Genomic DNA, 20,482 nt, shown 5'->3' with positions numbered 1-20,482 from the left:
TATTATCAGAACATTATTATCACGAGTTTGATTGATTATCTGTTGGTTATTTAGTCTATTAGCTTATAGCTTTGGATAATAATTTACTTGTGATAAGAAAAATTATCACGAGTTATGATAACTTCTCTGCTATGATTGCTATCATGATTCGGATAAAGTCAAGCCGTTTCCCGCTTGCCGGTGTGTGGTGGAACGGAAAACGGCGGTTATACATTCAGTTTACATATTATATATAAGGAGGGGCTACTGTTGTCCGAAGGGTTTGATGCCGAGGATTTCGAGCAGCGGTTCGCCGTCCTTGCGCACCAGCTGTAGCGTGGCGTCCATCACCACGTCCACACCAAGCAGCACCAGGCTGAGCCGTATCACATTCGTTTTCTCCCCCTTGAGCAACGTGTCGAGTTCTCCCGACATTTCCAGCTCGTCTTTCAATATGCCGATACCTGCCAGTTCCTCCCAGTTTACGTCCTCTACCTTGAAAGGCGTGTTGTTTTCCTTGTTCATTTCCATATTTCTTTTCTTTTAGGATTCCACATTCATTTGATTCACGCATCATGCTATACTTGCGCCTTTGGATTTCCGGCTGCCCTGTTCCTGCCTCTGTGTTTCAGCCACGACATTTCGTTGCGAGGCGTCACGCTTGCGGTCGGGGTTCTCGTTGTAGAAGTCCAGCCTGCCCTGGTTGAAGTTCGCCTTGACATACTGGGAGATGGTCTTGCCGTCATATCCCTTGATACCCTCCACCAAAACAGCCTTGCCACTCTGCAGGTCGGAACGCTGCTTGCGGGTAAGCTCCACATCCCACACCTTATCCGGAATCTTGAATTCCGCACGCTGCTCGAAACCGTCCGGAGTGCGTGAATAACTGAGCCGTCCGGTTTCCAGGTCCGCCTTGATGAACGAGGAGAACTCCTCGCCCTTGCGGTTCACCATGTCATTGAGGAAGATGGTCCTGCCCTCCCGTAGTTGTTGCTGCTCCTCGGCGGTGATTTTCACGCCATTGATCTCGTTCGGGATATAAATTTCCCGTGCGCCCTCCGGGGAGTCGGGATTGTAGCGGGTATAGGCGGGCCTGCCTGTCACCTCGTCCAGCTTGACATAGGAGGAGAATCTCTCCCCGTCCTTACGCTCCATTCCCTCCACGAAAATGGCCTTTCCGGCATTCAGGTCTTCAACCTGCTGTTTGGTCAGTTCCACGCCACCCAATGACTGGCGGTTGAAGAGCTTGTCGTTATCGAAGATATATTCGATGCCCCTGCGCTCGGCGTTGATCTGGATGTGGGCGTCAAACTCCTTTCCGTTGTTGGAAATCATACCCTCGATGAACACCTTCTTGCCTTCGCGCAGGTCGTTCTGCTCCTGCTCGGTAAGCTTTACGCCTTTAATCTCCTTCGGGATGAAGACATTTTCCGCACGCATGGCGACCACCTCATTGGTGAGCTTGTCAATGCTGACAAAAGAGGGGATGTATTCACCGCCCCGTCCTTTCAGTTCCACGACACGTCCCATATTGCCTGTTTCAAGCAGGTTCTTCTTGTCCTCCTCGGAGAAGATATGCCCGAAGTACGGGCGGTCGAGTTCGGGTTTCTGCCGGATACCGTGGATGCCCAGCACGATGGGACCTCCCACGGACTGCTGGAGTGACAGCCGTGCGTCGGTACGCAATACGGCAGAACCGAAATTCATGCTGATGGGCACGACCTGGTTGGTCTTGTAGCCCCTGAGCATCTGGTCAAGGAGTCCGCGTTCCTGAAGATACTCGCGGGACAGCCCGTATTTCTTCAGTTCCTCCCAGTTGATCATGGATTCATTGTAGCGGTATTTCGGCTGCTGCGCGGTTTCCGGAGCGGCCTGTTGCTGTGTCTCAGTTTTTTTTGCCATTTCTTCTTGATTTTGATGGTTTATACTTTGGTTTTCTTTGGAGCGGGGAACAATCTCGTATTTCTTTAGAAATTCCTCCACCGCGTCTGATTTTCTGCCTGCGGCAAGATCCTCGATTGCCTGTCTGACTTCCGGGTTATCCAGCGCATTCTCCTTGACGGAAAGGATGCCGAAACGAGTCGGGTCTTTCAACTGGCTCCAAAAGTTCTTCAGGAAATTCTCGAACATGCTGGCATATCGGTCAATTTTCAGGAAAGAGTTCCGGTGTTTTTTGTCTGCCGAAACCGTCTTGTACCTGCCGTTCTTGTCGATGTCGGATATTGCCTGTAGAAGCAGTTCCATCTTGTCGAGGATAAACACGATGTCGCTCAGCTGGGCGTTCTCGGTGACTTGCGTTTTTGGGGGTTCGTCCCTTACATTTTTCTTTGCCATAACTGTAATTTTTAGGGTTTATAACTGTTGTTGTCACCGCAAATATATAGTCATAAATTTGATAAATCACTATGTATCAATGCGTTGTACTATCCGTTTCATCGGATGTCATCACGTTTCACCGCAGAGGGAGAAAACGCAAGGCGGAAAAACGGAAGAATCAAGGATAAAAGTGTGAGAAACGTACCGGGTCCGATAAAAGAAGAGAGAGAAATACGCGAAGGGAAAGCCAAAAACAAAAAAGGCGGAACGGGAAAATGGGAAAGGGTGGAAAAGCCGCAAACGACACGAAGCCGATAAAGAGAAACTGTATTATGCAGAGTGGAGAGCGAGCTGTCTTTAGTCCCCGCTTCCTTCTGTTACTCCATAGGACTGGATGAGAATTTACGTGCGGTTGATGTTGACAGCATAATCCATTAGGACATCAGGTGTCGGCAAAATACCGCCGCCGGATTGTATCTTGGTTTTGTCCTATGCGTCGTAGGTCGCTTCGCTTGCTAAGTCCCGGAACGTTTCTCCAACTCGGACGGCGATACCGGAACGTTTTTTCGGATGAAAAATTACCGAAGGGAATTTTTTGCCCGAAAACCGCAGGCCTGAACGTAGAAGGTATCGTCCCTCCGAGTTATCTTCTTAAAGGGACTTGACAAGTGAAGCGTGGCTTATGATGGATTTTTATAGAGAAATATGGAAAAATGTACCTTTAGCCCAAGAAAATTGCAATCATTTCGCAGAAGTAATCAGAAAATGATTACTCTTGCAGAACGATAATACATGAAAAAATGTTTTTGTTCACTCATCTATGGATGTTCATTTTTAATGAATGCGAGCAAATAATGAACATGGATTCGCTTATATCCGCCTTCTATTGGAGAAAATTGGTCTTTTACCCATTTTTCTCCAATAGAATAACCGTAATACTGATAATTTTCACTACTTTTGCAACATGATTATACCAAGGGATAAATATTTGCAAGAGCTAAGAAGTGTGATGCACAACGGAATGATTAAGATTATTACCGGTGTACGCCGTTGTGGAAAATCTTATCTTCTATTTGAATTATTCAAACAATCATTACTTGAAAACGGTGTGAATGAAGAGCACATTATTCAAGTTGATTTGGAAGACCGACGTAATAAACACCTCAGAGAGCCGGACAGATTATTGGATCACATCGATGGACATATCACAGATAACGATATGTATTACATACTATTGGATGAAATACAACTTGTTCCTGAGTTTGAAGATGTACTCAACAGCTATCTGAAAATTAAAAATACAGACGTATATGTAACTGGAAGCAATAGCCGAATGTTGTCCAGTGATGTAAAAACAGAATTTCGTGGTCGAGGGTATGAAATCAGAGTCCATCCACTGAGTTTTTCGGAATTTCTCAAGGCAGGACAGTACACAAATGAACTTTCTGCCCTACAGGATTATATGATTTATGGAGGAATGCCACAAGTCGTATCTTTTTCAAAGAAAACAGAAAAAGAAAATTATCTAAAATCCTTGTTTCAAGGAACTTATATACGCGATATAAAAGAGCGTTACAATATTAGGAACGATGATGATTTGAGTGAACTTATAGATATTATTGCTTCCAACATAGGCTGCCTGACCAATCCGACAAACCTTGAAAATACATTCAAGTCCGTAAAAGGTCATAGTATTTCAGATACAACCATACAGAGTTATCTTGGAATGTTACAAGATGCCTTTATGTTGGAAAAAGCCATTCGATATGACATCAAAGGAAAGCATTACATCAACACGCCTTCAAAATATTATTTTGAAGATGTCGGACTACGTAATGCCCGTCTGAATTACCGTCAAATTGATGGGGGGCATCTTATGGAAAATATCATATATAACGAACTGCGTATCAGAGGGTATTCGATTGATGTAGGGCAAGTGGAAGTGAGAATAACAAATGATGATGGAAAGAAAATGCGAAAACTACTGGAAGTTGATTTCATTTGCAATAGTGGGGATAAACGTGTGTACATACAATCAGCACTTGATATGCCCACTCAAGAAAAAATTGACCAGGAAACCAATTCCCTTCGTCATATCAAAGATGGATTCCCTAAAATAGTCATTGTGGGAGGTTTGACCCCTTCTCATGTGAATACAGATGGCATATCAATCATTAATATAATAGATTTCCTTAAAGATACAGAAGGAAATCTATTATGAATCCACCATAATATGTAGCATAATAGTGTGTAAAAATAGTAAGGACAATGTGCATAATGCACCCAAAATATAAATCCACCCCTGCTACAAATAGCTGTAACAGGGGTGGTTTTATCAGAAAGGGAGTTTTGACTTTACCTGCACCGTTTTTCACGCAATTGCAGATTAACTTGTGGTATAAAAATTTTATGTATGTATGCTCCAGCCGTGAAATGGTTCCATCATTACGGCAAAAGACTCATCCGGTCTGCCGTGATAGAGCAATCCACCCACAATGCCGTTTCTTCCATCCGGTGTCCTTTCCGCAAATCCGAATGAATACGGAGCGAAATCGTAATACAGTTCAATTTCATACCTGCCGCCAGAGTTCTTCTCCCATTGTTTGAGGCGTTCAATGCAATTCTGAAAGGTTGTGTCACCAATACTTTTGGCGTATTCCGCCACCTTGTCGTAGTGTTCCTGACATTTGATTTTCATATCCGGTAATTTTAAGTTGTTTGTAGCAATTCTTCGTATATTCCGAAATCGAGGCATCCGGCAACAGTAAAATCCTCCCCATCTTTGTCCGTCAATGATTTCAAGTCTTCCAGACTATTGCAGTAGAAGAATATCTCGTCATCCTTTTCCGTGTCGGATTCCATAGCCAAAGCGATCCTTACTTCTACTGTTTCCAGTGTGTCACACCATCTGATGACACAGTCCGCATAATGAGGTTCACATCCTTGCTCACTGTAGAACTTCAGATAAAGACCTCCTATTTCCTGTCTGACTTCATCGGGCTTTTTCCATGTACTGTCATCCACGATTTCAAAGCCTATTCCTTCAACCAACAGGCACGTGCCATTGTCATTGACCATCATGGTGCGCTTGCCGATATGTTTTTCTCGTATTTCCGCCCAATCTGGCAAGTCCCAACGTTCTACAGTCCAGATTCCACGGTAATTTTCCGGGATGGCATTGTATTCACTCAATATTATCTTTTTCATTTCAAATCGGTTTATGCTGTTATAAAAGTCACTTCATACGTTTTACATGGTTTCCCAAAGGCCGGGTAAGCATCAAACTCTCTGTATGCTTCCCAATCCACCGACATGGTATATCCGTTCGGAAAATTTTCACCGATGAATCGGGTTATCAGATCCTTGTCTTCATCGGTAAGGAACAATTCTTCTTCAATGCCGTACTCCAATGCAAAAATCGCCCATTCGGGAATGTTGTTCCAAACGAGCGGTGTATTATTGTTTTCCTTCATACTTTCAAGTTTATTGCGGTGATACCAGCAGTCTTTGGATGATGCCGTCAAGTTCCGTTTCCCATTTGTCCGTACCGTCAAGGAGAGACGGGTAAGTCAACTGTTGCCATTGCCGGTAGTCGAAGAGTTTCATCCGGAGCGGATAATAATCAAAAAGTTTCCGTCCTTCGGAGAATATTCTCAGGTGATTGACACCTACTTCCATCAGTTTCAGACCGTAATGGTCGATAATCTCATGAAATCTATTCATCGGTGTGAAATTGCTTCTTTTCCTCATAATTCATTTGTCATTATAATTCGTTCAACAATACATTTTATACAAATCGGTATCTGACAGCGTACACAACTCTTCATCCGTACAGTAACCGTCAATCTCTTCGCTGGCTTCCATTGCCTCATATATACCGTTACGCATATCGTTTGCCAGTTCATTCCGCAGGCTCTCCACTGACACCCTGAATATATGGTTGCCGGCATCTATTTCCCTGACGGGATAGACACATCCTTTCCAATGGATTTGCCCGATGACGATTGCTTCATTCGCATTTTCAGCCATCCAGTCCAGGTATTCTTTAATGATATCCCCATGACAAGGATCCGGTTTGCAGAAACATCCCAATGTCTTGCCCTGCAAATTCCCGATCCGCTTGCGGAACTCTTTATCCGTACTCAGGCGATGATAAAAGTATTTCCTGTATCGGCCAAGCGTACTGCCTTTTGCCATCGTTGCTTCCAGTCTGAACGGATTCCCGAAATAACCGTCCTTGCCATATCCAGCCCTGCCAATGTACACGTCACAGGTTTCCTTGCGGATATTGACCACTCTTGTTCTGCCCATAGCCATATTTCTTTTATTCAGTTAAACATTCACCGGCTCGTGAGCCGATATTTTATTTCTTGCCTGCATCACTGTCCCGTGCCGGATTGTGCAAGGCTTTCCGGAAAAATACCGCAAGCGGAGCGCGGAAGATTTTTGCGGAAACCCGTAAGGGCTTGGCCTTGCTCAATCCAGGCGGGCACGGGACTACCTTTGCAGGCTGAAATAAAAAAGCGGACTTGTTCTATTCGTCTTTTTTATCATCTTCCTTCTGCGGAATCAGGTGTTTCAGATCCGGATCATTGGCTATCCTTGCCATCTCTTCCTCAATGATCTGCAGTACGTCAGCCTTGATGCGTGAATAGTTGCGGTCTATCTGTTGCTGCATGATGTCGTTGCCGTCCTCGTCCTTGAACTCGTTGATGACGGGTATCTTCTTGTAGGCTTTTGTTTCCGCCGCCACTTTTTCACTGTCGACAATAATCCGCGCATGGAAAATCTTCTGTTCTATCTCTTCTCCGAAATTGTCCGCCACGCTGCCCACGAATGTTCCCTGCGAGAGATTGGCTATTTTGGATGCCGGTATCAGAGAATCCAACTGCGTGTTGATGGAGGTGGATGTATCCTGCCGGTTGATGGAGATGGATTGCCTTTGTTGCAGGATTTTACCGAACCGCTCGGAAAGGCTCTTTGCGGTTTCACCTACCACTTGGCCGCTGAATATATTGCCGACCGTATTTTGGATTACCTTCGCCTCTTTTTCACCGTAGTCACGGGTCAGCTGGGAGAAATCCTGGAAGCCGAGACAGACTGCCACTTTGTTGCTTCGGGCGGTGGCTATCAGATTGTCAATACCCCGAAAATATATCGTGGGTAGCTCATCTATGATGATGGAGGATTTCAACTGTCCTTTCTTGTTTACCAGTTTCACTATACGGGAATTATACAGACCGAGAGCCGCCGAGTAGATATTCTGCCTGTCCGGATTATTTCCCACACATAGGATTTTCGGATGTTCAGGATTATTCAAATCCAACGTGAAGTCATCGCCTGTCATGACCCAATAAAGCTGCGGTGAAATCATCCTCGAAAGCGGGATTTTAGCACTCGCTATCTGGCCCTGCAACTGATCTTGTGCTCCGCCCTGCCAGGCATCCATAAAGGGGGAAAGATAGTTTTCGAGGGACGGGTAAGAGGTGAGAATCGTGAAAATATCAGCATACGGCTTGTTAAGGAATTCTATCGCGTGAGGGAAGGTACAATACTTGCCGTCCTTGTAAATTCGCAGATACCAGATGATTGCCGCGAGCAGGATAATCGGTGATTCCACGAAAAAATCACCCTGCTTCTGTATCCAGGTCTTGTTCAAATTGAGCATTATCGTGTAGGCACTTTCATAAGCATCGGAAATATCCGCCATGAACTTGGGATTGATAGGATTACAGCGGTGGCTGCGCCTCGGATCGTCAAAATTAATGACATAGAACTCCGGTCTTACCTTGTAATGCTCCTTGTGCTTAAGCAAATGGTTGTATGCAATCTCGGACAAATCTGGAAATTTGTAATCATAAATATACATGGCAAAGGATTTCTCAATCTGCTGTTTTATGTAATTGTTTACCACTGCATAGCTTTTCCCCGAACCGGGCGTTCCCAGTACGATGGACGCACGAAAAACGTTTACAACGTTGATCCATCCGTCCCATTCCTTGCCCTGATAGACAAACTTCGTGGGCAAGTTGACGGAATACTCGTTCTCCATAAGCCTTGTTTCCTGCATGAAACTCTCGTTGGCAGTATTGAAGACATCTTCCATAAGGTTGTGTTTCAGCATACGACTGATCCACATACCCGACATCAAGAGAAGGATATATCCTGCGGTAAGTGTTACCGTATATATGACAGCGTTAGCCGTCGGGCAGAATGGCAGGTCAAGCATCCACCAGTTCATGAAAAACAGCACCAATCCCGAAAGGAAAGCGGCGTATATCCTGCCCCATGTCATCTCCTGATTTTTCACTCCTTGGGTACCCAGGCATGAGAGGGCAAGGAATATGACGGCAAATACTTTCGTTATAAGCAGGTTGCTGAACAGTCCTGCCGTCCGTTGGAAATTGAGCAGTATCCTGTCGACCACACCTATATTTATACCCATATCCATAAATGACCGGTAGCAGAACCAGTACACGTGAATGACAATAAACACAATGGAGATAGCTCGCATGAATTCCATGACTTTGGCCAGTCCTCTCAAATCATCTTCCTGTTGCATAATGAACTAATTTTAATATTAGAAAAATCGGTAATTAGGAAATTCCGCGTGAGCGGCGTTTCTTCTTCTTTTTACGTTGCAGTCTTCGGGCAAGAGCCTCTTCCTGTGGGTCGGGACCGTTCTGTTCCATGGCGAATATACCGAAAGCCTGTTCGATGGCGCTTTCCATATCGGAGGAGAATCCGCTTTGCAGACCGATGTCCGGCATGTGGACATCCACATTGAGGATGTTGTCAGGATTATTAAAGAGCCGTTCAAAGGCATTCGCCGAAAACTCCTTGCCAAGTCGGGAGCCGTTATAGACCTCGCGGTTCTTGTGGTCGATGAAGGTCGCTCCATAGATGCGTCCTTCATCGTTTTCACGGAACAGCGCGTCTATGCCTTTGTCGGCAAGCAGACGGACAAATTCCTCTCTGTTGCCACGGCAGCCGTGCATGGCAAGGGCAATCTCGTTCCGTATCTTCGGTTGCCATTTTTTTGCTTTATACTCGCGGGCGTTGTAACCGATACGTTTTTCCAACCCTTCGTAACCGTAGCGTTTACCGATAAGGGAAGACTTGATGGGTGTGCATACCGGTTTTCCCGTATCATCTGTCATGGCATAGACGATACCGTTATAGGGTACTTCACCAAATTCGCCTTTCACTTGCTTCGCCTCGATATTGAAACAGGAAAGCAACGCGCTGTATTCTCCGAAAGACTGGTAACGGTAGGTACCGAATACGCTCTTGACGATATTGGATACCTGTTTCTTCACGTCACCGCTTTGGTAGTCCGCTTTTTTGAGATACGGTTCCAGCAGTTCCTTCCGCTTGTCTTCCACCTGTTTCAGGCCGAACTTCCGTTCCAGTTCCCGGCAGGCTTTCATCGAGCGGTTCCACTCGTAGGTATCGTCAATCTTTTCCCCTTTCTCGTTCACGCAAGTGGATACGATATGGATGTGCCTGCGGCTGATGTCCTCGTGTACATATACGATGTAGGGCTGGTCGCCATATCCCATCTTCTGCATATACTCTTTGGCGAGATCGGCAAATTGGCTGTCTGTCAGCCGGTCATCCAATGAGGGGTTTAACGAGATGTGCAGTACGGGCTTCTCCGTGTTCTTGTTGGCAAGCAGGTAATTCTCGAACGCCCATATCGTCTGCCGCATGACCTGTTCAGGATTGCCCGTGACATCGGTAATCATGCGGTTCCCGTAAATGATACGTGCCGTGGCATCATCCACTTTCTGCTGGTTATAGACGATTGCCCCGTAAAGGGAAACGCCTCTGTTGATTTTCGCCACCATATCATCCTTCCTCCCTTTTCCTTTTGATAAGGTAGGCTTCTTCAAACTCGCGGGTAAGCATAATAATCCGCTTGCTCAGCACTACCAGGTCTATGGTCGCCTTTTCTAGATTTCGGAGCAGGGCATATGCCCGTTTTTCCCCGAAATTGGTCTTGACCGCCTTGACCGTCTGGTTGTAATTGTTGCCGATACCCTGGAACTGGTGGTAGAAATTGGTCAGGCGGATGTAGTAGTCCATCGTTGCCTTGTCGATTTTAACCACCTTGATTTCGTGTCCGAAAAGCATCGCCTTGATAAATTTTGAATGCTCTTTCAATCCGGATTTCTGGAACTGGATGTTGAAACGCCCGTTCTCTTCCGAGTTCAACCGTACTACATAACGGTGCACGGCAGGGTCGGATTTTGGCTTCCGCCCCACACCTTTTGTCGATTTTTTCTTTCTGTTTTCTTCCATACGCATTGATGTTTCCTGTTTCTGATTTTCCGTCCCGGATTCACGACTTTGGAGTGAATCCCTCCCGAGCCGTCGGGCGAGCGGCAAGTTGTTTTGAGTGCCCGAATTTATTTCGGGTGCCTCAAAACACAACTTGCTATTACCGCTTGGTAATGAATTTTCCTTCGTCAAATTGAGTTTTGACCTTCAGCCTCATTCTTCGGCTTCGGAAAACCCTCGCAGCCGTATCCGTTCCGTTGTCGGTGCAAAGTTATTGCGGTTTATCCTGCTGTAAAATAGCGGGTTATATGCAACGTGATGACATATGGTGACACAGATCGTCACCTCCCTCGAAACATGGTGACGGTATGAAAAAATACCCTTTTATTTGCAGCGTGAACGGTAAAACAAACCAATAGTCAAGTAACTGTCCGTTGTATTGCCGGTTAGCGAAAGCACTTGTTGCAACAGGCGGGCAATGATTGGATGCTTGCTTTGTTAAGGCAGAAAACTATCGGTTGGTCGGTTTGCCGGTTGGTGAGCACAAAGCAACCGTATCACTAACAAACCATGTCACAAAGCAAACAACAGACAAGTAAAACAATAGTATAATAAACCATTAAAAAAGTTCAGTTATGAAGAAGAATCCGTTATTCGTTGCGGTCAGCAATCAAAAGGGTGGGGTCGGCAAAAGTACCATGTTGATAACGCTTGCCAGTCTCCTGAATTATTCGATGGGCAAGAATGTGGCCATCGTTGATTGTGACTCCACCCAGCGTAGCCTGTTCAATCTGAGGGAACGGGACATGGAGATGGTGGAGATAAACAAGAAGTACATGGTGTTGCTGGAGGAACAGAGACTCAGGGGATGTAGGATTTATCCTATCAAGCAGGCAAAACCGGAGAATGCACGCCAGGTGGCCGGAGAGTTGGCGGCAAAAGCAGATTTTGATATCGTTTTCATAGATCTGCCGGGATCTATGGACATATCTGGCGTTTTGCAGACCATTTTCAATGTGGATTATGTATTGACCCCCATTGCCGCTGACAATTTTGTCATGGACAGCAGTTTTGTCTTTGCCAAAAGCGTCATGAAGTGTGCGGAAAACCGGAAGAACATTCCCTTGAAAGACGTGTTCCTGTTCTGGACCAAGGTCAAGAAAAGAAGCAACACCGAGGTGCTTGACAACTATATGGCACTGATGAAGAAACAGGGGTTGAAAATTCTGGATTCAATGATTCCCGATCTCTGCCGCTATGACAAGGAACTCTCATCCCGGACACGCACCTATTTCCGCTGTTCGCTCCTTCCACCGCCGGCAGGACAGCTTAAAGGCAGCGGATTGCAGGAACTGGCAAATGAACTGATTGTAAAATTTAACCTGTAATTGAGATATGGCAAAGAAAATTGTAAAAGTGAATGAAGAAAAAATCAGGGGGTATATGGTCGGTGACATTCCTGATGCCATCGAGAATGAAGATATCATAGTGGTTGAGGTTCCGGAAGAGGGAAACAATGAAAGGCAGGATACGGAAAAAGAAACTGCCCGGAAAAATTCCAAATCTTGCAATATGCCTGAAAGTGACAGTAACTTTCGTCAAAAGTATCTGGTGAATACCCCCATGCCCGGACGTATCCAGGTGTACCTGAACCGCAAGCTGTACGACGAGATAAAGAATTATCTCAATGTGATAGCTCCCGAAGTAAGTATTGCGAGCTATATCAGTAACATCATAGCCGAGCATATAGAACTCAACATTGAGGAAATCACCCGAATGTATAAAGACCGTTTTTCACCTCCTAAAATTCAATAGTCATGGAAACAACATTAATTTATTTTTCAGTAAAAGCCGTGTCGGCAACTTATATATTATATAAGGTATGGATGTTTATATTCAGTCCGAAAGTTTATAAATTCTGGAACAATCAGCTTCGTTATATGCGCATTGCACGTATCCGGTTATGGAAATTACGCAAAAAACGGATGGCGGAAAAAGCAAGGAAAGCCCGGTATAGGGCAAGACTGGACAAGGCTGAAGCATGGATCGCACAAGCGGAGAACGATATCCTTAAAGTCGGGCATGAAAAGAATACCGAAACGCAGTCGAATCCCCTGAACGAGTACAATGAAGTAATCGGCAAGACGAAGATAGTCTATCTTGAAGACCCGGAAGTGGCGAGAAAAACTCCCACACGTTCTGAGCCTATGAAAAAGGAACCCATAGAGGAGGATGAGGATATAAATCCGGATGACGTGATTGATGACTTTACTCCCAAAAAAGGACTGACAGAATCGGAAAAACGGGAACTTATGTCAAATGACGGGTGCGTTCCTGACCCGGATTTTTCAAGGGCATTGACTTTTGAGGAACTGGACAATGTCGCTGATGTGCTTATTTCGGGGACGGATGACAGAAAGAAAATCCGAAATGCTGCCGAAACCTTGTACCAACTTCAGGATACAGACCTGTTCAGGTTCTTTTCAACCGAATTGAGTACTCAAAGCCAATTGGAAAAACTGCTCAAGGGAAATATGCCAAATGGAAAAGAGACATCAAAACAGTCTTTGGAACAGATTGGAATTGATTGGAATAAATACATGTAAATATGGAATCGAATGAGAAAAACAAAAAACAACAAGCAATGCCGAAGTCAGAAGCAGAATCTTTTGGCATAAAAAGAAATCCTGCAATTCGTGCCCCACGCATCTATCTATCTGAAGAAGAAATCATCAGAATTATGCGGAAAGAAGCCGCTATCAAAAAGAAGATAGGAAATCTTATTGATAGTATGTTTTGTGATGACTCACATACTCCAACAATGGATAATACAAAAAATCAGACAGAGGCATTTGATATAAATGAATTCGTTTAATTGTTTCTTTTTGCTGTCATAGTTTCAGAAGGCATGTCGATGTGATATCGGTGTGCCTTTTCCTGTTTTTGGAGATTTATATATCCAAACTGTCTCTTTTTGTTTCCATCGTCATATTAAATTTCTGCCAATATTGGCACTTATATATTATGGACTATAAGATAATGTTGACCAACAGGTATTTAAGAGAAATCAATGCAAAAATTCTATCTTTGCAAAAAAAATGAACGATGGCAATGACAAAAGCGATATTGGAAAAATGGCTGGTGGCGCAGAAACGTCACCGTCTTTCAGACAAGCAAGTACAGATGGCCCGTGAACTGGGTCTGAACCCCGACAAGCTCGGCAAGATAGACAACCACAAGCAGGAGGCATGGAAAGCCCCGCTTCCGCAGTTCATTGAAAGTATCTATTTCAAACGGTTCAAGCGTGAAAACCCGGAAACGGTCAAACCCTTAAAGCAAATTATGGCTGAAATGGAGGTCAAGAAGAAGCAACAGAAAGCGAAGAAGGAGGAACGGAGAAAACAGCGTGCCCTCTCTTCCGGTTCTGAGGAATAGGTAATGTATATATAATAAAGACAGCCGCTATTTCATCCTTTCATAAAGATTGATGACCGGCTTGCCGCTTTCCAACGCCTTGCTCACCGTGTAGAATGTTCCCCCTTTCGGCACAAGATCCCAATAGGCTATAACTGTATCTGCTTTACGCACCATGTATTCATCCCTGCGAAGGTAACATCCCTTGTGGTAATTCTCGGAAACCATGACCACCCGGTCCATCCTTTCCAACAGACGGGCATACAACAGCCGGTCTTCCGCTTCAAACCACAAGGGCTGTTTCCGAAAAGGTACTGCCGCTATGAGCTTGATACCTTCGTATCTCTCCCTGACCTGCAAGACAGCCTCCGCAGCAGTCATATCAAATCCGCTGGCCATCCCGGTGTAGTATTCCTTGTATCCCTGCCCGTACAGTTCTGTTACCATTCCAGCCACAGCTTCCCTGATTTGTGCAAGTATCCGGGGATCGTTTCCGAACCCTTGCAGAATACGTTCCTTACGGTGTCCCGTGAAAGCCACTGTCTGATTGTTTCTTGTATCCATGTTATCTTCTGTTTTTTGTTTTACATATATCCATTCAAACCGAACGGTATTTTATTTCCTGAAGGCTTTTCCGCCCCGGTCCGGAATCCGCAAGGCTTGCCGTGAAAAAATACCGCAAGCGCAGCGAGGATGATTATTTCACGGCAACCAGCCCGCAGGGCCGCCTTGCCGGGCTTCTCAGGACACGGGGCTACCTTTGCCGGAAGAAATGAAATGCCGCTTTCTCCTTATCCTGTTTTTACTGTTTCATATTGCCGGGAAAACTCTTTTTGAATGGTTGAAAATTCCCTGCCGATGTAACGTGATGTCATAAGGTGTCACAAGTCGTACAGTTTGTAAATCAATAAATTAAGTACTATATATTCGCAGTCGAAATGATTTTTTTGTCTCACTAATTAAAAGTTTCGACACATGAAAAAAAGATTCTTTTTGGCAGCCATGACGCTGCTGGTTTCAATGGGGGCATCCGCCCAGGGCAACGGTATCGGTGGAATTACGGAAGCTACCAATATGGTCACTTCGTATTTCGATCCCGGCACCAAGTTGATTTACGCCATCGGTGCCGTTATCGGCCTTATCGGAGGCGTGAAGGTCTATTCCAAGTTCTCGTCAGGCGACCCGGACACCTCAAAGACTGCCGCCAGCTGGTTCGGTGCGTGTATCTTCCTGATTGTCGCTGCCACCATCTTACGCTCATTCTTCCTGTAATATGGCGGAATTCAATGTCAACAAGGGGATTGGGCGCAGCCCGGAGTTCAAGGGACTCAAGAGCCAGTACCTGTTCATCTTTGCGGGAGGATTGCTCGCGTTGTTCGTAATCTTCGTCGTCATGTACATGGCAGGTATCAACCAGTGGGTCTGCATCGGTTTCGGGGTCGTTTCCGCATCGGTGCTGGTCTGGGGCACTTTCAGGATGAATTCGAAATACGGTGAATGGGGCCTTATGAAACTCCATGCGCTGCGCAGCCATCCCCGCTACATCATCAGCCGGAGAAAGTTCCTCCGGTTGTTTTCTCCAACCATTAAAAACAGAAAAGCATGAAAAACGTAATGAAAACAGCCACGCTGGAAAGCAAGTTTCCGCTGTTGGCCGTGGAGAACGGCTGCATCATCAGCAAGGATGCGGACATCACCGTGGCATACCGGGTGGAACTGCCGGAACTGTTCACGCTGACACGTGCCGAGTACGAGTCCATGCACTCCACCTGGGCAAAAGCGGTAAAGGTCTTGCCGAACTACAGCATCGTACACAAGCAGGACTTCTTCATCGAAGAGGGATATAAGCCGGATATCTGCAAGGAAGACCTGAGCTTTCTGAGCCGCAGTTTCGAACGCCATTTCAACGAGCGGCCGTATTTGCAGCATACCTGTTACCTGTTCCTTACGAAAACCACGAAGGAACACAGCCGGACAACCAGCAGTTTCAATGCACTTACAAGGGGATTCATTATCCCCAAGGAAATGCAGGACAAGGAAACCGTCACCCGGTTCATGGAGTGCTGCGGACAATTCGAACGCATCGTAAACGACAGCGGCCTGCTACGTATCATCCGCCTGACGGATGAGGAGATCATCGGGAGCAACAATTCCGCCGGCATCATCGAGAAGTATTTTTCCATGTCGCAGGAAGATGCTACCTGCTTGCAGGATCTGTCACTCGGTGCCGGAGAAATGAAGGTGGGCGACAACTACCTGTGCCTTCATACGCTTTCCGATCCGGAAGACCTGCCGTCGAACGTGTCAACCGATTGCCGGTATGAAAGGCTCTCGACAGACCGGAGCGACTGCCGGCTGTCCTTTGCCGCACCGATAGGCATCCTGCTTACCTGCAACCATGTGGTGAACCAGTATCTCTTCATTGATGATTCGGCTGAAATTCTCAGGAAATTCGAGCAGACCGCACGGAACATGCACTCGCTTTCCCGTTACAGCCGTTCCAACCAGATCAACCGCGAATGGATTGAGGAGTACCTGAACGAGGCACACAGCAAAGGGCTGGTTTCCATCCGTGCGCACTGCAATGTCATGGCATGGAGCGATGACCGGGAAAAGTTGAAGCGCATCAAGAACGATGTGGGCAGCCAGCTGGCGTTGATGGAAGCCAAACCGCGCCACAACACGGTGGATGTGCCGACCCTCTTCTGGGCGGCAATACCCGGCAATGCCGGAGATTTCCCGTCCGAGGAAAGTTTCCACACCTTTATCGAGCAGGCCCTGTGCCTGTTCATCGGGGAAACCTCCTACAAGGACTCGCTCTCCCCGTTTGGCATCCGTATGGTGGACCGCCTGACCGGAAAACCCGTCCATCTGGATATTTCCGACCTGCCGATGAAGAACGGCACAATCACGAACCGGAACAAATTCATCCTCGGACCTTCGGGCAGCGGGAAATCTTTTTTCACCAACCACATGGTACGCCAGTATTACGAGCAGGGTGCGCATGTGCTGTTGGTGGATACCGGAAACTCCTATCAGGGACTGTGCAGCCTTATCCATGCCAGGACACACGGCGAGGACGGGATTTATTTTACTTATGAAGAAAAAGATCCGATAGCTTTCAATCCTTTTTACGTGGAAGACGGGATTTTCGATATCGAGAAGAAAGAATCCATCAAGACGCTTATCCTTACCCTGTGGAAGCGTGACGACGAGCCGCCGACACGTGCCGAGGAGGTGGCGCTATCCAATGCGGTCAATCTCTTTCTGGAGAAAATCCGCAGGGACAGCAGCATAAAACCCTCCTTCGATACCTTCTATGAGTTTATCCGTGACGAGTATCAGGATATCCTGAAAGAGAAGCGAACCCGTGAGAAGGATTTTGACGTGTGGGGATTCCTGAATGTGCTGGAACCCTATTATCGTGGCGGTGAATATGACTTCCTGCTCAACTCCGACAAGCAGTTGGACTTGCTGAACAGACGCTTCATCGTTTTTGAGCTGGACAACATTCGCGATAACAAAGTGCTGCTTCCGATTGTCACCATCATCATCATGGAGACTTTTATCAGCAAGATGCGCAAGTTGAAAGGTACCCGGAAAATAATCCTTATCGAAGAGTGCTGGCTGTGACATGTAAGTTTTGTATATGATTGTTTGACGTTCAATTCCACGAGTTGGAAATAGAATGATTAAACCTGTTGTTCCGTCAACAGTAGCCTATGGGAACGTGCGACATTAAGTAATGAACTCGTGCGTCAACAGAACCAACAACGTAGCCCTTCCTAAAGGAGAAGTCTGAACCGCGAGGGGATGACAACTGCCGTTAGTATCGAATGGCATGGGAGCTAGGCTGAATGGTATGAATAATGTAATGTGAACCGTTGATAAACGTCGTAACTTCGAATGAGCCGCCAATGATACTGGGCTCTAACCCAAAAGGGACGCAGTCAGATAATTCCCTCCAGCATGGAATTACACGGATATAAAGACTGTCGGCGGATAGACGGATTCTAACCCATTCATTTGTCATATACAAGAAACATGGTAAACCCGTACTTCTCCTGTGTAACAGCAGGTAAGCAGACCGTAAGTGAAGCCGAATGGAGTGCGGGCAGAGGAATGTGGAAAAAGCGAACGCCATCCTGTAACGGGACGGATAGAGGTTGAAACATCACCTCACACGAAAGTGGGCAGACTTCCGCATGGTGGTTGTTTTACAAGAAACTTATGGAACTTATGAAAGGAGAAAAGCAAATGAACGAAATTCAAACATCGTGTGCATCTACTGACCGGAAATGGAACACTTGGGAAAGCATAGACTGGAACAAGTGTGAAATGGCGGTTAATAAGCTACAAGCGCGTATTGTAAAAGCTCAAAAGGCTGGCAAACACGGCAGAGTAAAAGCTTTGCAGTGGGTGCTAACGCACTCGTTTTACGCTAAGGCTTTAGCCGTAAAACGTGTTACATCAAACAGAGGCAGTGACACCGCAGGCGTTGACAAGGTAAAATGGTCAACTCCCAAAGCCAGATTCAAGGCAATCGGCGAACTGAAAAGAGGAGGCTACAAACCCCAGCCATTAAAGAGGGTCAATATCAAAAAGAGCAATGGTAAGTTACGCCCTTTAGGTATTCCAACGATGAAAGACAGGGCAATGCAGGCTTTGTATCTGCTTGCGCTGGAACCAGTATCGGAAACAACTGCGGACTGTAATTCCTACGGTTTCCGTAAAGAGAGAAGTACTGGAGATGCAAGGGAACAATGTTTTTGTGTCCTTGCAAAGAAAGCTTCTCCCGAATGGATTATGGAGGGTGACATCAAAGGTTGTTTCGACCACATCAGCCATGAATGGCTACTGAACAATATCCCTATGGATAAAGTGATGCTGCGGAAATGGCTCAAATGCGGTTTCGTCTTCAACAAGGAGCTATTCCCCACGGAAGAGGGTACTCCACAGGGCGGTATCATTTCACCAACTCTTGCGAATATAACACTGGACGGACTGCAAACTATGCTTGCAGAGAAGTATCACAAGAAATTTGTAAACAGGAAAACGATCTACTATCCCAAAGTACATCTTGTACGCTATGCGGATGATTTTATCATCACGGGTAGAAGCAAGGAAGCTTTGGAAGAAATCAAACCGTTAGTAGTGGACTTTCTCAAAGAAAGGGGATTAACCCTGTCGGAAGAGAAAACAAAGATTACACACATTGATGACGGATTTGACTTTCTTGGGTACAATATCCGAAAATACAAAGGAGTACTTCTAATTAAACCATCCAAAAAGAGCCTGAAGAAATTCATGCAGAAAATCCGGGGAATCATTGATTCCAATAAAGGAAGCAAGCAGGAATCACTTATAAGGCTCTTGAATCCTGTGATAACAGGCTGGGTAAACTACTATAAGAATTGTGTGGCTTCTGACACATTCAGAAAAGCTGACTACCTGATATTTGAAAAGTTATGGCAATGGGCCAAGAGACGACACCCCAAGAAAGGCAAATATTGGATTGCCGACCGATACTTCACACGGGTAAAAAACCGTAACTGGTGCTTCGTGGCAAACTTCAAGAAAGGCAAGACTGATGACAGGATTGCATTGAAAAGGCTGTATGACACAAAGATTACCCGATATGTCAAGGTAAAAGGTGAAGCAAATCCCTTTGACCCCGAATGGACAGAGTATTTTGAAAAGCGCAAGACTTACAAGATGCTACAGTCACTCAACGGTAGAAAATCGTTGCTGTACATGTGGGAAAGACAGAACCATTTATGTCCCGTATGTGGTAAACCCATAGACAAGAAACATCCTTGGGGAACTTCCCAACAAATAGTCAACGGCAAGAAAGTAAATTTCCTGCTGCATGACAGTTGTAGAAGAAAAGTCATTCAAACTAAAAAGATGTAACTATGAGCTGGTTTCTATTGAATAGAAATTTAACACCGCTTGAGCCGTATGATTGGAAACTTTCACGTACGGTTCTGAGGGGGGAAAGGGGCAGTAATGCCCCTGACCTACCCGGCAAGGCATTGGCATCCGCCAATATGAGCAATTACATCCGCTATCTTTTCAAGACCGTCAGAAAGTTTTTCGGCGAGGCCGTGGTCGTGACCCAGGAAGTGGAGGACATCATTTCTTCTCCGATTGTCAAGGGCACCATCATTAATAATAGTGACTGTAAGATTCTCCTTGACCAGCGCAAGTATATGAACAAGTTCGATGAGATCCAGACCTTGCTCGGTCTGACCGACAAGGAGCGGGCGCAGATACTTTCCATCAACATGGCAAACAATCCTTCCCGAAAGTACAAGGAAGTGTGGATTGGTCTCGGAGGCTCACAGTCAGCAGTCTATGCTACGGAGGTTTCACTTGAGGAGTACGTCGTGCGCCCGTAAAGGGAATTTGACGAATGTCGCTTTGGCAAGCGACTGGGCAAGTGTTTAAAATGCCCATTAACAACCGCTAACCGGAGGGGAAAACCCCA

The 20,482-nt window shown here is 45.9% G+C and carries 22 protein-coding genes and 2 pseudogenes; 13 read left to right on the top strand and 11 right to left on the bottom strand.

Going from position 1 to position 20,482, the window contains the following annotated elements; all coding sequences use genetic code 11:
* The first annotated feature begins 89 nt into the window (after nt 1-89).
* Entirely contained in the window at nt 90-236 is a 147-nt protein-coding gene (locus ACZM60_RS11590) for a hypothetical protein (RefSeq protein ID WP_489521575.1), read from the top strand.
* A gap of 7 nt (nt 237-243) precedes the next feature.
* Here ACZM60_RS11590 and ACZM60_RS11585 read toward each other — a convergent pair whose 3' ends face one another.
* The gene (locus ACZM60_RS11585) at nt 244-510 is read right to left on the bottom strand and encodes a DUF4099 domain-containing protein (RefSeq protein ID WP_489521574.1); all 267 of its coding nucleotides are present in this window, start codon (nt 508-510) and stop codon (nt 244-246) included.
* Between the two features lie 42 nt (nt 511-552).
* Entirely contained in the window at nt 553-2,313 is a 1,761-nt protein-coding gene (locus ACZM60_RS11580; protein ID WP_005644274.1) for a DUF3945 domain-containing protein, read from the bottom strand.
* Between the two features lie 105 nt (nt 2,314-2,418).
* Here ACZM60_RS11580 and ACZM60_RS11575 point away from each other — a divergent pair, with 105 nt between their 5' ends.
* Together ACZM60_RS11575 and ACZM60_RS11570 are read left to right on the top strand one after the other, a co-directional pair.
* Nucleotides 2,419-2,613 carry a hypothetical protein gene (locus tag ACZM60_RS11575; RefSeq protein ID WP_008777809.1) on the top strand — a complete coding sequence of 65 codons (195 nt, stop codon included), beginning with the start codon at nt 2,419-2,421 and terminating at the stop codon, nt 2,611-2,613.
* 646 nt (nt 2,614-3,259) lie between these two features.
* Nucleotides 3,260-4,516 carry an ATP-binding protein gene (locus tag ACZM60_RS11570; RefSeq protein WP_005644277.1) on the top strand — a complete coding sequence of 419 codons (1,257 nt, stop codon included), beginning with the start codon at nt 3,260-3,262 and terminating at the stop codon, nt 4,514-4,516.
* 186 nt (nt 4,517-4,702) lie between these two features.
* On the opposite strand, the gene ACZM60_RS11565 is transcribed toward ACZM60_RS11570, so the two are convergent.
* The 8 genes from ACZM60_RS11565 to mobA form a co-directional block, all read right to left on the bottom strand.
* The gene (locus tag ACZM60_RS11565; RefSeq protein WP_005644280.1) at nt 4,703-4,993 is read right to left on the bottom strand and encodes a DUF4120 family protein; all 291 of its coding nucleotides are present in this window, start codon (nt 4,991-4,993) and stop codon (nt 4,703-4,705) included.
* Nucleotides 4,994-5,004: 11 nt separating this feature from the next.
* Entirely contained in the window at nt 5,005-5,502 is a 498-nt protein-coding gene (locus ACZM60_RS11560; RefSeq protein ID WP_009276708.1) for a hypothetical protein, read from the bottom strand.
* 11 nt (nt 5,503-5,513) lie between these two features.
* Nucleotides 5,514-5,768, bottom strand: a complete 255-nt coding sequence (locus ACZM60_RS11555; RefSeq protein WP_005644282.1) for a DUF6926 domain-containing protein — start codon at nt 5,766-5,768, stop codon at nt 5,514-5,516.
* A gap of 10 nt (nt 5,769-5,778) precedes the next feature.
* Complete coding sequence (locus ACZM60_RS11550) at nt 5,779-6,045, bottom strand: hypothetical protein (RefSeq protein ID WP_195527985.1); 267 nt, start codon at nt 6,043-6,045, stop codon at nt 5,779-5,781.
* 24 nt (nt 6,046-6,069) lie between these two features.
* On the bottom strand, nt 6,070-6,606 hold the full coding sequence (locus ACZM60_RS11545; RefSeq protein ID WP_009276706.1) for a DUF4326 domain-containing protein: 537 nt from the start codon (nt 6,604-6,606) through the stop codon (nt 6,070-6,072).
* A gap of 223 nt (nt 6,607-6,829) precedes the next feature.
* A complete protein-coding gene (mobC, locus tag ACZM60_RS11540) occupies nt 6,830-8,857 on the bottom strand; it encodes a conjugal transfer protein MobC (RefSeq protein WP_349201243.1) in 2,028 nt (675 codons plus the stop codon).
* Nucleotides 8,858-8,891: 34 nt separating this feature from the next.
* Nucleotides 8,892-10,145 carry a conjugal transfer protein MobB gene (gene mobB / locus ACZM60_RS11535; protein ID WP_349201242.1) on the bottom strand — a complete coding sequence of 418 codons (1,254 nt, stop codon included), beginning with the start codon at nt 10,143-10,145 and terminating at the stop codon, nt 8,892-8,894.
* Nucleotide 10,146: 1 nt separating this feature from the next.
* Nucleotides 10,147-10,605, bottom strand: a complete 459-nt coding sequence (gene mobA / locus ACZM60_RS11530; RefSeq protein ID WP_195527987.1) for a conjugal transfer protein MobA — start codon at nt 10,603-10,605, stop codon at nt 10,147-10,149.
* Nucleotides 10,606-11,213: 608 nt separating this feature from the next.
* Here mobA and ACZM60_RS11525 point away from each other — a divergent pair.
* The 5 genes from ACZM60_RS11525 to ACZM60_RS11505 all read left to right on the top strand — a co-directional run bounded on the left by ACZM60_RS11525 (nt 11,214) and on the right by ACZM60_RS11505 (nt 14,013).
* Nucleotides 11,214-11,966, top strand: coding sequence for a ParA family protein (locus ACZM60_RS11525; RefSeq protein WP_349201241.1), 753 nt, complete (start codon nt 11,214-11,216; stop codon nt 11,964-11,966).
* Between the two features lie 7 nt (nt 11,967-11,973).
* Nucleotides 11,974-12,393: a DUF3408 domain-containing protein gene (locus ACZM60_RS11520; RefSeq protein WP_258897676.1), complete on the top strand. Its 420-nt coding sequence runs from the start codon at nt 11,974-11,976 to the stop codon at nt 12,391-12,393.
* Nucleotides 12,394-12,395: 2 nt separating this feature from the next.
* The gene (locus ACZM60_RS11515; protein WP_489521573.1) at nt 12,396-13,184 is read left to right on the top strand and encodes a DUF4122 family protein; all 789 of its coding nucleotides are present in this window, start codon (nt 12,396-12,398) and stop codon (nt 13,182-13,184) included.
* A gap of 2 nt (nt 13,185-13,186) precedes the next feature.
* Nucleotides 13,187-13,453, top strand: a complete 267-nt coding sequence (locus tag ACZM60_RS11510; protein ID WP_349201238.1) for a hypothetical protein — start codon at nt 13,187-13,189, stop codon at nt 13,451-13,453.
* 230 nt (nt 13,454-13,683) lie between these two features.
* On the top strand, nt 13,684-14,013 hold the full coding sequence (locus tag ACZM60_RS11505) for a hypothetical protein (protein ID WP_346998659.1): 330 nt from the start codon (nt 13,684-13,686) through the stop codon (nt 14,011-14,013).
* Between the two features lie 27 nt (nt 14,014-14,040).
* Here the strand turns inward: ACZM60_RS11505 and ACZM60_RS11500 are convergent, their stop codons facing one another.
* Entirely contained in the window at nt 14,041-14,556 is a 516-nt protein-coding gene (locus ACZM60_RS11500; RefSeq protein WP_349201237.1) for an SLOG family protein, read from the bottom strand.
* A gap of 411 nt (nt 14,557-14,967) precedes the next feature.
* Between ACZM60_RS11500 and ACZM60_RS11495 the strand changes: the two genes are divergently transcribed.
* The 5 genes and pseudogenes from ACZM60_RS11495 to ACZM60_RS11475 form a co-directional block, all read left to right on the top strand.
* Complete coding sequence (locus tag ACZM60_RS11495; protein WP_004310646.1) at nt 14,968-15,264, top strand: DUF4134 domain-containing protein; 297 nt, start codon at nt 14,968-14,970, stop codon at nt 15,262-15,264.
* A 1-nt stretch (nt 15,265) separates the two neighbouring features.
* Complete coding sequence (locus tag ACZM60_RS11490) at nt 15,266-15,598, top strand: DUF4133 domain-containing protein (protein WP_009276390.1); 333 nt, start codon at nt 15,266-15,268, stop codon at nt 15,596-15,598.
* A pseudogene (locus tag ACZM60_RS11485) lies at nt 15,595-17,619 on the top strand (TraG family conjugative transposon ATPase); the annotation flags it as partial. The gene ACZM60_RS11490 and the pseudogene ACZM60_RS11485, both read left to right, overlap by 4 nt.
* A 630-nt stretch (nt 17,620-18,249) precedes the next feature.
* Nucleotides 18,250-19,905: a group II intron reverse transcriptase/maturase gene (gene ltrA, locus ACZM60_RS11480; RefSeq protein WP_349201236.1), complete on the top strand. Its 1,656-nt coding sequence runs from the start codon at nt 18,250-18,252 to the stop codon at nt 19,903-19,905.
* A gap of 20 nt (nt 19,906-19,925) precedes the next feature.
* Nucleotides 19,926-20,381, top strand: a pseudogene (locus ACZM60_RS11475) (TraG/VirB4 family ATPase); the annotation flags it as partial.
* Nucleotides 20,382-20,482 lie beyond the last annotated feature (101 nt).

The organism is Phocaeicola sp., from assembly GCF_057861905.1.
The sequence above is the reverse complement of the archived record's forward strand: the minus strand, read 5'-3'. Positions and strand labels throughout refer to the sequence as shown.

Coding starts and splice junctions, on each gene's coding strand:
- ACZM60_RS11550 (WP_195527985.1), bottom strand. CDS start 6,045: ATGAGGAAAAGAAGCAATTTCACACCGATGAATAGATTTCATGAGATT.
- ACZM60_RS11545 (WP_009276706.1), bottom strand. CDS start 6,606: ATGGGCAGAACAAGAGTGGTCAATATCCGCAAGGAAACCTGTGACGTG.
- ACZM60_RS11490 (WP_009276390.1), top strand. CDS start 15,266: ATGGCGGAATTCAATGTCAACAAGGGGATTGGGCGCAGCCCGGAGTTC.
- ACZM60_RS11495 (WP_004310646.1), top strand. CDS start 14,968: ATGAAAAAAAGATTCTTTTTGGCAGCCATGACGCTGCTGGTTTCAATG.
- mobB (WP_349201242.1), bottom strand. CDS start 10,145: ATGGTGGCGAAAATCAACAGAGGCGTTTCCCTTTACGGGGCAATCGTC.
- ACZM60_RS11560 (WP_009276708.1), bottom strand. CDS start 5,502: ATGAAAAAGATAATATTGAGTGAATACAATGCCATCCCGGAAAATTAC.
- ACZM60_RS11515 (WP_489521573.1), top strand. CDS start 12,396: ATGGAAACAACATTAATTTATTTTTCAGTAAAAGCCGTGTCGGCAACT.
- ACZM60_RS11580 (WP_005644274.1), bottom strand. CDS start 2,313: ATGGCAAAGAAAAATGTAAGGGACGAACCCCCAAAAACGCAAGTCACC.
- ACZM60_RS11555 (WP_005644282.1), bottom strand. CDS start 5,768: ATGAAGGAAAACAATAATACACCGCTCGTTTGGAACAACATTCCCGAA.
- ACZM60_RS11510 (WP_349201238.1), top strand. CDS start 13,187: ATGGAATCGAATGAGAAAAACAAAAAACAACAAGCAATGCCGAAGTCA.
- ACZM60_RS11520 (WP_258897676.1), top strand. CDS start 11,974: ATGGCAAAGAAAATTGTAAAAGTGAATGAAGAAAAAATCAGGGGGTAT.
- ltrA (WP_349201236.1), top strand. CDS start 18,250: ATGAACGAAATTCAAACATCGTGTGCATCTACTGACCGGAAATGGAAC.
- mobC (WP_349201243.1), bottom strand. CDS start 8,857: ATGCAACAGGAAGATGATTTGAGAGGACTGGCCAAAGTCATGGAATTC.
- ACZM60_RS11570 (WP_005644277.1), top strand. CDS start 3,260: ATGATTATACCAAGGGATAAATATTTGCAAGAGCTAAGAAGTGTGATG.
- ACZM60_RS11565 (WP_005644280.1), bottom strand. CDS start 4,993: ATGAAAATCAAATGTCAGGAACACTACGACAAGGTGGCGGAATACGCC.
- ACZM60_RS11585 (WP_489521574.1), bottom strand. CDS start 510: ATGGAAATGAACAAGGAAAACAACACGCCTTTCAAGGTAGAGGACGTA.
- mobA (WP_195527987.1), bottom strand. CDS start 10,605: ATGCGTATGGAAGAAAACAGAAAGAAAAAATCGACAAAAGGTGTGGGG.
- ACZM60_RS11525 (WP_349201241.1), top strand. CDS start 11,214: ATGAAGAAGAATCCGTTATTCGTTGCGGTCAGCAATCAAAAGGGTGGG.
- ACZM60_RS11500 (WP_349201237.1), bottom strand. CDS start 14,556: ATGGATACAAGAAACAATCAGACAGTGGCTTTCACGGGACACCGTAAG.
- ACZM60_RS11505 (WP_346998659.1), top strand. CDS start 13,684: ATGGCAATGACAAAAGCGATATTGGAAAAATGGCTGGTGGCGCAGAAA.
- ACZM60_RS11575 (WP_008777809.1), top strand. CDS start 2,419: ATGTCATCACGTTTCACCGCAGAGGGAGAAAACGCAAGGCGGAAAAAC.